General features: G+C 72.4%; 10 protein-coding genes. 9 read left to right on the top strand and 1 reads right to left on the bottom strand.

Features of this window, described 5'->3' with window-relative positions; translation table 11 throughout:
• From VM840_06555 to VM840_06515, 9 genes are all read left to right on the top strand, one after another.
• The coding region (locus VM840_06555; protein HVL81234.1) for a hypothetical protein at nucleotides 1-1,017 on the top strand (1,017 nt) is incomplete at its 5' end.
• Nucleotides 1,018-1,021: 4 nt separating this feature from the next.
• Nucleotides 1,022-1,477 carry a TadE/TadG family type IV pilus assembly protein gene (locus VM840_06550; protein ID HVL81233.1) on the top strand — a complete coding sequence of 152 codons (456 nt, stop codon included), beginning with the start codon at nucleotides 1,022-1,024 and terminating at the stop codon, nucleotides 1,475-1,477.
• The gene (locus VM840_06545; GenBank protein HVL81232.1) at nucleotides 1,474-1,941 is read left to right on the top strand and encodes a hypothetical protein; all 468 of its coding nucleotides are present in this window, start codon (nucleotides 1,474-1,476) and stop codon (nucleotides 1,939-1,941) included. The genes VM840_06550 and VM840_06545 overlap by 4 nt, the downstream gene beginning before the upstream one ends.
• A gap of 11 nt (nucleotides 1,942-1,952) precedes the next feature.
• Nucleotides 1,953-2,663 (top strand): Flp pilus assembly protein CpaB, encoded by a 711-nt coding sequence (gene cpaB / locus VM840_06540; protein ID HVL81231.1) that lies wholly within the window; start codon nucleotides 1,953-1,955, stop codon nucleotides 2,661-2,663.
• Nucleotides 2,664-2,668: 5 nt separating this feature from the next.
• Complete coding sequence (locus VM840_06535) at nucleotides 2,669-3,898, top strand: AAA family ATPase (protein ID HVL81230.1); 1,230 nt, start codon at nucleotides 2,669-2,671, stop codon at nucleotides 3,896-3,898.
• Nucleotides 3,895-5,277, top strand: coding sequence for a CpaF family protein (locus VM840_06530; GenBank protein ID HVL81229.1), 1,383 nt, complete (start codon nucleotides 3,895-3,897; stop codon nucleotides 5,275-5,277). Before VM840_06535 ends, VM840_06530 begins: the two co-directional genes overlap by 4 nt.
• Nucleotides 5,274-6,230 (top strand): type II secretion system F family protein, encoded by a 957-nt coding sequence (locus VM840_06525; GenBank protein ID HVL81228.1) that lies wholly within the window; start codon nucleotides 5,274-5,276, stop codon nucleotides 6,228-6,230. Before VM840_06530 ends, VM840_06525 begins: the two co-directional genes overlap by 4 nt.
• A 1-nt stretch (nucleotide 6,231) precedes the next feature.
• Nucleotides 6,232-7,155 carry a type II secretion system F family protein gene (locus VM840_06520; protein HVL81227.1) on the top strand — a complete coding sequence of 308 codons (924 nt, stop codon included), beginning with the start codon at nucleotides 6,232-6,234 and terminating at the stop codon, nucleotides 7,153-7,155.
• A gap of 56 nt (nucleotides 7,156-7,211) precedes the next feature.
• Nucleotides 7,212-8,069 carry a HemK/PrmC family methyltransferase gene (locus VM840_06515; GenBank protein ID HVL81226.1) on the top strand — a complete coding sequence of 286 codons (858 nt, stop codon included), beginning with the start codon at nucleotides 7,212-7,214 and terminating at the stop codon, nucleotides 8,067-8,069.
• Here VM840_06515 and VM840_06510 read toward each other — a convergent pair.
• Complete coding sequence (locus tag VM840_06510; GenBank protein ID HVL81225.1) at nucleotides 8,066-8,287, bottom strand: hypothetical protein; 222 nt, start codon at nucleotides 8,285-8,287, stop codon at nucleotides 8,066-8,068. The two genes, VM840_06515 and VM840_06510, sit on opposite strands and share 4 nt — an antisense overlap.
• Nucleotides 8,288-8,382 lie beyond the last annotated feature (95 nt).

Below are 8,382 nucleotides of genomic sequence, written 5' to 3'. Positions count from 1 at the left end.
CCCGACCCCCGCTCCGTGGCCTGCGCGGTCGGGTCCGGCGCCCTCGGGGAGGGGTCGGCCGTGCTCGTCTCCGCGCTCGGCGACCCCGACCTGCTCGAGCCGCCCACCCAGACCCAGCCGACCGTCTGCGCCGACGAGCGGGTCCACCCGGCGATCGAGCCGAACCCGTTCGCGACCACCCCGGTGGACTGCGCGAACCAGCTCGTCACCCGCGTGGGCGCGGCCAACCTGCTCCCCCCCACCCCCGGTCTCCTCGGAGGGGTGCTGGATCCGACGGTCTCCGACGTCCAGAGGGCGGTCGACTCGGTCGTCCGCATCGACCTGGACGCGGTGCTCCCGGCCGCCTTCACGCCGCGGATGCGCGTGGACGTCCGCTCCTGGATCGCACCGCCCCTGCTCCCGCTCATCACGAACACCAGCGGCGGGACGATGCACACGACCGCGACCGCGTACCGGCGGTTCAAGAACGCGGTGGTCGTGCCGATCGTCCCGTCGCAGAGGCTTCGCATCGACGCCGGGCTGGCCGACCCCGTCGACGTGATCACCGAGCCCGTCAACCTCAACCTGGCACTGCGGACCTCCCAGCAGAAGCTGATCGCGGCCCTGGACGACGCCGACGCGCGCCTCAACACCCTGATGGGGACGTACGGGCTCCCGTGCCGCAACCTGCTGGCCAACCCACGCCAGGACCTGCGCGACATCTACGACCCGCCGAACGGACCCGCTCCGACCGCGCTCGAGATCGCCGAGGCCGCGGTGACCGCCGCCCGCAAGGCCTCCGACCGGACGGCGATCCCTGAACCGGACCCGAACGACCCGGGTTCGCTGGCCGGGGAGGCCTTCTTGCTGATCGGGGTCACGGTCGACGCGCTGATGAACCCGGTGGCGGCGACCCAGGTCCCCATCGTCGACGCCGCCCTCGTCGTGATGAGGCGCACCTCCGACGGCGAGTACCGGGCGGCCACCGTCTCCGCCGCCAACGCCTACGGCGTCTTCCGAGCCACCCTCGTGCGGTGACGCCATGACCGTCCACCGGATCCGCGACGAAGAGGCGGGAGCCGAGATGGTCGAGATGGCCGTCGCCCTCCCGGTCCTGCTGCTGCTCGTCCTCGGGATCGTCTACGCGCTACTCACGACCGCTGCCTTCCTGTCCCTCAACCACGCCGCCAACGTGGGAGCGCGTTTCGCCTCCATCCCGACCGATCCGGTCCACGGCGTCTACCCCACGGATGCCGAGGTGGCGCAGAGGATCGAGGCGCGCACCCCGTTCTTCTCCGCGGATGCGTGCACCACGAGCGTGTCCGGCGAGACGGGGGCCAACGACCCGCTCACGCTCGAGCTCGACTGCCCGTTCCCCAACCCGTTCGGGCGCGTCCTCAACGCCCTGGGGGCGACCGGGTCCGGAGGCGAGGGGACGGGCCCTCACCACGAGGGCGACCTCGTCCTGTCGGTCAGCGCGAGAGCGAGGAGGGAGTGACCGTGCTGACGGAGCTGCGCCGCGAGGACGGAGCCTCGGCCGTCGAGCTCGCCTGGGTCGTGCCGATCCTGCTCCTCGTGCTGACCGTGGCCGTCCCCTCCCTCGAGGCCGGGTGGCGGTACATGTCCATGTCGCGGGCGGCCTCGGCCGGTATCCGGTACGCGACCCGGGTCGACACGCACCCCCGGCAGTCGTCCGTCGGCCTGACCCGGCGACCGACCACGACCGAGGTGCAGGACTTCGTCCGGGAGGCGGCCTCGCCCTTGGAGCTCGACTCCGTGACCGTCGACCCCGAGCCGGCGGGGGCGCTCCCGGGCGAGGCGATAACGGTCACGGTCACCCACGGGGTCAGCTACGGGCCCTTGGCCTCGGTGGCGAACACGGTGGCCGCCGCATTCGGCGGCCGCGGGATCCTGCCGGAAGAGACATCGGTGACCGTCTCCGCACGGGGACGGCAGGAGTGAGAGGAGAGGATATGAAGACCCGCTCGACGACCATCATCGCGGCCGGTGTGGTCACGGCGCTCATCGGCGCGCTCACCGTGTTCGCGTACGCGCGCTCGGTGCAGGGCCAGACGGGAGGGAGGGACGCGGTGTCCGCGTTCGTCGCCACGTCGGACATCCCGGCCGGGGCGAAGTGGGAGGACGCATCCGTCGCCGAGAAGGAGGTGCCGGCCGACGTCCGACCGGCCTCGGCGGTCACATCGCGCGATCAGCTCGCGGGACGCACGGCAGTCCGGGCGATCTCGGCGGGCGAGGTCGTCACCACCGCCGCCTTCGGCGCGTCGGACCACGCGCCCGCCGGAGGGCTCGGTATCCCGCCCGGACACAACGCGGTCACGATCAACGTGGGAGCCCCCCAGGGCGTGGCCCGCTTCGTGCAGCCGGGCGACCTCGTCAACGTGTTCGCCTCGTTCAAGGGGGCCGCCGACGTCCGCCCCGCCACGGTCACGAAGCTGATCCTCAGCAACGTGCAGGTGCTCCAGAACCGCTCTGCGTCGGAGGTCGCCTCCCGCACGGGAGCCGAGTCGTCCGGGGAACTTCTGATCACGGTGGCGGTGACGCCCGCGGACGCCGAGCAGCTCATCTTCGCGAAGGAGAACGCGTCGCTGTGGCTGGGCCTCGTCCACGCCGGCGACGGACCGGCCTCCACGACGGGCGCGACCGCCCAGAGCGTGATCGGGTGACGACGATGACCTCGCCGCGTCGCAAGGTCATGGTCGTGGACCGGTACGGCGGCTTCACCGCCGATATCGCCCGGGCCGCCGCCCGGCTCGAGCCCCAGCCGGCCGTCACGCGGGTGACCCGTCCGACGCGCGCGGTCGAGGTGGCGTCTCGGTCGGGTCCCGACGTCGTCGTAGCGGCTCCCGAGGAGACGACGCCGACCGGGCTGCGGCGCCTGGCGCGGATCCACCGCGACGACCCGCGGCGGGTCGTCCTCCTCGCGGCCAACGGTCGACCGATCAGCCCCGAGCAGGTGGCGTCGTGCGGCGCGAACGAGGTCGTCCACCTGCCGGCCGGCCAGGCCAAGCTCCGGGGCGCGTTGCAGCGCGCGCTGGAGGTGGCCGGCGAGCTGAGGGACGCTCCCGTCTCGCAGACGGCGACCCCGACGCGGGCCGCGCACGTGTACACGGTCGCATCGGCCTCCGGTGGGTGCGGCAAGACGTTCTACGCGGTGAACCTCGCCGCGTACCTGGCGACGGCCACGCGCGGACGTGTCCTGCTCCTCGACCTCGACCTGCAGTTCGGCGAGGTCTCGGTCTCGCTGCGGATCAAGCCGCGCAGGACGATCGCCGAGCTCGTGGAGGGGGGCGACGTCACGGCCGATCTCGACGAGCACATCGTCTCCCACGGGGCGGGGTTCGACGTGCTCTGCGCGCCGACCGACCCCGTCTCGGCCGAGCGCGTCGGCCCGCGGGAGGCGACCGAGGTCATCGAAGCCGCCCGGGCCCGGTACGACCACATCGTGGTCGACACGCCCCCGTCGCTGAACGAGGTCGTGCTGGCCGCGTTCGACCGGTCCGAGTCGCTGCACGTGCTGGCCACGATGGACATCCCCTCCCTGAAGAACCTGAAGGTGTTCCTGCAGACCCTGGACAGGTTGAAGCTCGAGACGTCCGACGTGTCGCTCGTCCTGAACAAGGAGCAACCCGGGACGGGGATCGACCTCGAGCAGGTCCTGCGGATCTACGACTTCTCGTCCGTCCTGCCCTACGCGCCGGAGGTGACCCGCTCCATCAACGCGGGCCAACCGGTCCTGCGCAGCGACCCGGACGCCGCCATCTCGCAGCGCTTCGTGGAGGGAGCCCGCCGCATCGTCCCGCCCGTCGAGGGAGTGACCCTCCCTTGGGCCAGCCCCGCGCCCGCCCCGCGACGTCGGTGGCTGGGGCGGCTGCTCAGGAGGAAAGGAGCCAGGTCATGAGACTGTCCGAACGCGTGGAACGGGCAGAGGCGAAGACGCAGGGGCCGAAGGGGTCCCGGCGCCGGACCGCCTCCCGCCCGGACGACTGGGGTCTGATGAAGCGCCGGGTCCGCGACACGCTGCTCGAGGACCTCGGCCCGAAGCTGTCCACCCTGGGCCGCAGCGGCGAAGACCTGAAGACCGTTGTCTCCAGGAACCTCGACGAGGCGCTGCGCAAGGCCGACGTGAGGGTCCCGGCGTCGCAGCGCAGCCGCTTCGTGGCCGAGGTGGCGGCCGACCTGCTGGGGTACGGGCCGCTCGACCCGCTGCTGGCCGATCCAGCCGTCACCGAGGTGATGTGCAACGCCCACGACGAGATCTGGGTGGAGCGGGCCGGCCGCATCGAGCGGACCGCCGCGGCGTTCATCGACGAGTCACAGTTCCGGCAGGTGATCGAGCGCATCGTGGCCTCGGCCGGGCGTCGCATCGACGAATCGTCGCCGATGGTGGATGCCCGGCTCCCGGACGGGTCCCGCGCGAACGCGGTGATCCCGCCGGTGGCGGTGAACGGACCGGCTCTCACCATCCGCCGCTTCCCGGAGACGCCCTACGAGGTGAAGGACCTGATCTCGTTCGGGACGCTGACGGTGGAGGCGACCGAGTTCCTCGAGGCCTGCGTGCGGGGGAAGCTCAACGTCCTCGTCACCGGGGGGACGGGGACCGGCAAGACGACGACCCTGAACGTGCTCTCCGCCTTCGTCCCCGAGGGCGAGCGCATCATCACGATCGAGGACTCGGCCGAGCTCAGGCTGCACCAGCCGCACGTCGTCTCCCTCGAGTCGCGGCCCCCCAACGTCGAGGGGACCGGGACGGTGACGATCCGCGACCTCGTCCGCAACGCGCTGCGCATGCGGCCCGACCGCATCATCGTCGGCGAGTGCCGGGGAGCCGAGGCGCTCGACATGCTCCAGGCGATGAACACCGGACACGAGGGCTCGCTGACCACGGTGCACTGCAACACCCCGCGCGACGCCCTGTCCCGGCTGGAGACGATGGTGCTCATGGCCGGCTACGACCTGCCGGTCCGGGCGATCCGCTCGCAGATCGCGTCGGCGCTCGATGTGGTCGTCCACCTCGACCGCTTCGGCGACGGCTCCCGCCGGATCACCCACATCAGCGAGATCCAGGGCATGGAGTCGGACACGATCACGATGCAGGACGTCTTCAGGTTCGCGTTCGCCTCGGGCGGGCGGGGCTCGGCGATGTCGACGGGACGGCTGGTCTCGACCGGACTGCGCCCCCGGGTCGCCGAGACGCTGCGGACGAACGGGGTCGATCTCCCCGCGAAGCTCTTCCGGGGCAGCGGCTCCCTGCTGAGGTCCGAGGGGAGGAGGGCATGACCATGACCCTCACCTTCTCCGCCCTGCTGATCTGCGCCGGCATCGTCCTCGTGTCGTACGGGCTCGCCACGCGCGACCGGACCCGCCGCGAGACCCTCGAGGAGATCCTCGAGATCGAGATGGCCGCGCCCGACGCGGACCCGCAGCGCCTCTCCGAGCTGGTCGCCCGGGCCGGCGCGGTCGCCGACCGCGCCATGTCGCGGACCGCGTACCGGGACCGCGTCCGCCAGATGCTCGGACAGGCCGGGTGGGCGCTGCGTCCCGGCGAGTACGCGGCCGTCTCGGCGGCGGCCGCGGCAGCGGGGGGACTCGTCTGCGCCCTCGTCCTGGGGTCGACCTTGGTCGGGGTCTGCGTCGCGACCGGGGTCCCGCTCGGGTCGGTGTGGTACCTCCACGCGAAGGGGCGGCGCCGGATCCGCCGGATCGACGACCAGCTCCCGACCGTCCTGCAGCTCCTGGCCGGGTCGCTCGACTCGGGAGCCTCGGTCCTGCACGCGATGGAGCTCGTGGTCGAAGAGGGCGACCCTCCGCTCTCCGACGAGTTCGCCCGCGTCGTCGCCGAGACGAGGGTCGGACGTCCGCTCATGGAGGCGATGGAGGCCATGGCCGCACGCGCCGGCTCCCGCGACCTCGACTGGACCGTCGAAGCGATCCGCATCCAGCACGCCACGGGAGGGCGGCTCGCGGACACCCTGCGGATCCTGGCCGAGTTCATGCGCCAGCGGTTGGAGATCCGGGGTGAGGTGAGGGCTCTGTCGGCGGAGGCCCGGCTATCGGCGCGCGTGCTGACCGCGCTGCCGATCGGGGTCGGAGCGTTCTTCGCGGTCTTCCGCGCCTCCTACATCGCGCCGCTGTTCGAGACGGGGCCGGGACGGCTGATGCTCGTCGTGGCCGCGACGGGGATAGTCGTCGGTTCGCTGTGGATGCGTCGCATCGTCCGGGTGGAGGTGTGAGATGAACACGATCGTCCTGTTCTCCTCTCTGACCGTCGCTGCAGGTCTCGGAGCCGTGGTCGTCGGCGTCGGCCGCGCGGTCAGCGCGGGCCGGGTCGGCGACGAGACCCTGGAGGCCCTGCTCGACGACGCGCCCGACACTTGGCGCGCGGAGCTCTCGCGCCCGTTCGCCGAGCGGGTCCTGGGGCCGGCCGCGGCCACCCTCCAGGGGGCGGCGCGCCGGGTGACCCCCGCGTTCTGGCTGGAGCGGATGCGGCGCAACGCGATGCTCGCCGGCATGGGCCGCTGGGGGGTGGAGGGGGTGCTGTCCGCCAAGGCGCTCTTCGCCGTCGTCGCCTTCCTCGCGTTCGCCGCCGTGGGCGCCGTCGCCGGAGGAGCGGTCGGCGGGTCGGTGGCCTGGGGCGCCCTCGTCGCCGCCATCGCGTTCTTCGTTCCCGACCTGTGGATGGCCCGGCGGGCCGATTCGCGGCAGGCGCAGATCCGCCGCGCGCTGCCGGAGACGCTCGACCTGCTCGCCATCGCCGTGGGAGCGGGCCTCGGCCTGGAGGCCGCCATCGAGCTCGTCGCGCGCAAGCTCCCCGGCCCCCTCGGCGAGGAGCTGCACCGGTTCCTCCAGGAGGTGCAGCTGGGGGCGTCGCGCCGGGAGGCGCTCGCGAACCTGCGGGAGCGGACCGACGTAACCGAGCTCTCGACCTTCGCGCTCACGCTCGCGCAGGCGGACGCACTCGGGACCCCGCTCGCGGAAGTGTTGAAGGCGCAGGCGGGCGAGATGCGGATGCTCCGTCGGATGCGCGCCCGCGAGACGGCCGCGAAGACCCCGGTCAAGCTGCTCGTCCCCCTGCTCCTGGGGATCTTCCCGGCGCTGGGGATCGTCATCATCGGTCCGGCGGTCATCTCGATAGCCCGCGCGTTCGCCGGGTTCTGACGGTCGCCGGTCCAGATCGCGCACCCGCGGGAGCCCAGCCGGTAGCATCGCCTGCCATGAGAGCAGCCGACCTGATCGACGAGGGCCGGCGCGCGCTCCTCGACTCCACGCAGGCGACCTTCAACTGGTCGGGGGAGCCGCGCGAGCACGCGATCGAGCTGTTGACGCACGTGCTGGGAGCCGAGCCCGACGACGACGACGAGGTCGGCGCCGGCGATGTCCGTCGGTACCGCCGGCTCGTCTCCCGTCGCGCGGCCGGCGAGCCGCTCGCCTACATCGTCGGCTACATGGAGTTCCGCGACCTCAGGATCGGCGTGCGCAGGGAGGCGTTCATCCCGCGGGCGACGAGCGAGTTCCTGGCCGCGTCTGCCATCCGCCGTCTCTCGCGGCGCCGTCAGCCGGTCGCCGTCGACCTCGCGACGGGGGTCGGCCCCGTGGCGCTCGCCGTGGCGCACGCGGTCCGTCACGCCGAGGTGCACGGAGCGGACCTGTCGGCCCACGCGGTGAAGCAGGCCCGCATCAACGCCCGCCAGCTGGGGCTATCGAACGTGTCCTTCCACCGGGGGGACCTGTTCGCCCCGCTACCGAAGGCTATCGGGGGGAGGGTGGACCTGATCACGATGCACCCGCCCTACGTGCCGCGGCACGAGGTGAAGCTGCTCCCGGTCGAGATCCGCGCGTACGAGCCGGTGATGAGCCTCACCGACAACTCCCCGGACGGGCTGCGGTTGGTGGACCGGGTGGTCGAAGAGGCTCCCACGTGGCTGCGGTCCGGCGGGTGGCTCCTGTTCGAGCTTCACCCTTCCGACGTCCGGACCGTGAAGGGGTGGATGACCCGGGCCGGGTTCGCGGAGACGCGCAGCCACCGGGGGGAGCTGCGCTACACCAGGGTCCTCGCCGGACGCCGGCCCTAGCCGCCCTTGCGGCGCTGGAAGTTCGACCGCATCTCGCCGGCGGGGCGCTTCATGTCCCCCATCGGGCCCGTATGCGCCTTCTGCGCGATCTTCTCGCTCTCCGGGTCCCGCTGAGCCAGCTCCGGACCGTCCGGCTTCACGACGTTGCCGGTGTCCTGGTCCTCCGACCCCTCGACCTCCTCGTGCTGCTCGGTCTTCGGGTCCTCGCGCTCGTCCATGGTCTACCTCCTCGTCGGACGGTCCTTACCGCCCGGACGGGAGGGACAAACCCGGGCCCCTACGGGGTCGCGGATCGCAGGGGGCGGGCCGAGAG

This window comes from Actinomycetota bacterium, assembly GCA_035540895.1.
In the GTDB taxonomy this organism is placed as follows: Bacteria; Actinomycetota; JAICYB01; order JAICYB01; family JAICYB01; genus DATLFR01.
The sequence above is the reverse complement of the archived record's forward strand: the minus strand, read 5'-3'. Positions and strand labels throughout refer to the sequence as shown.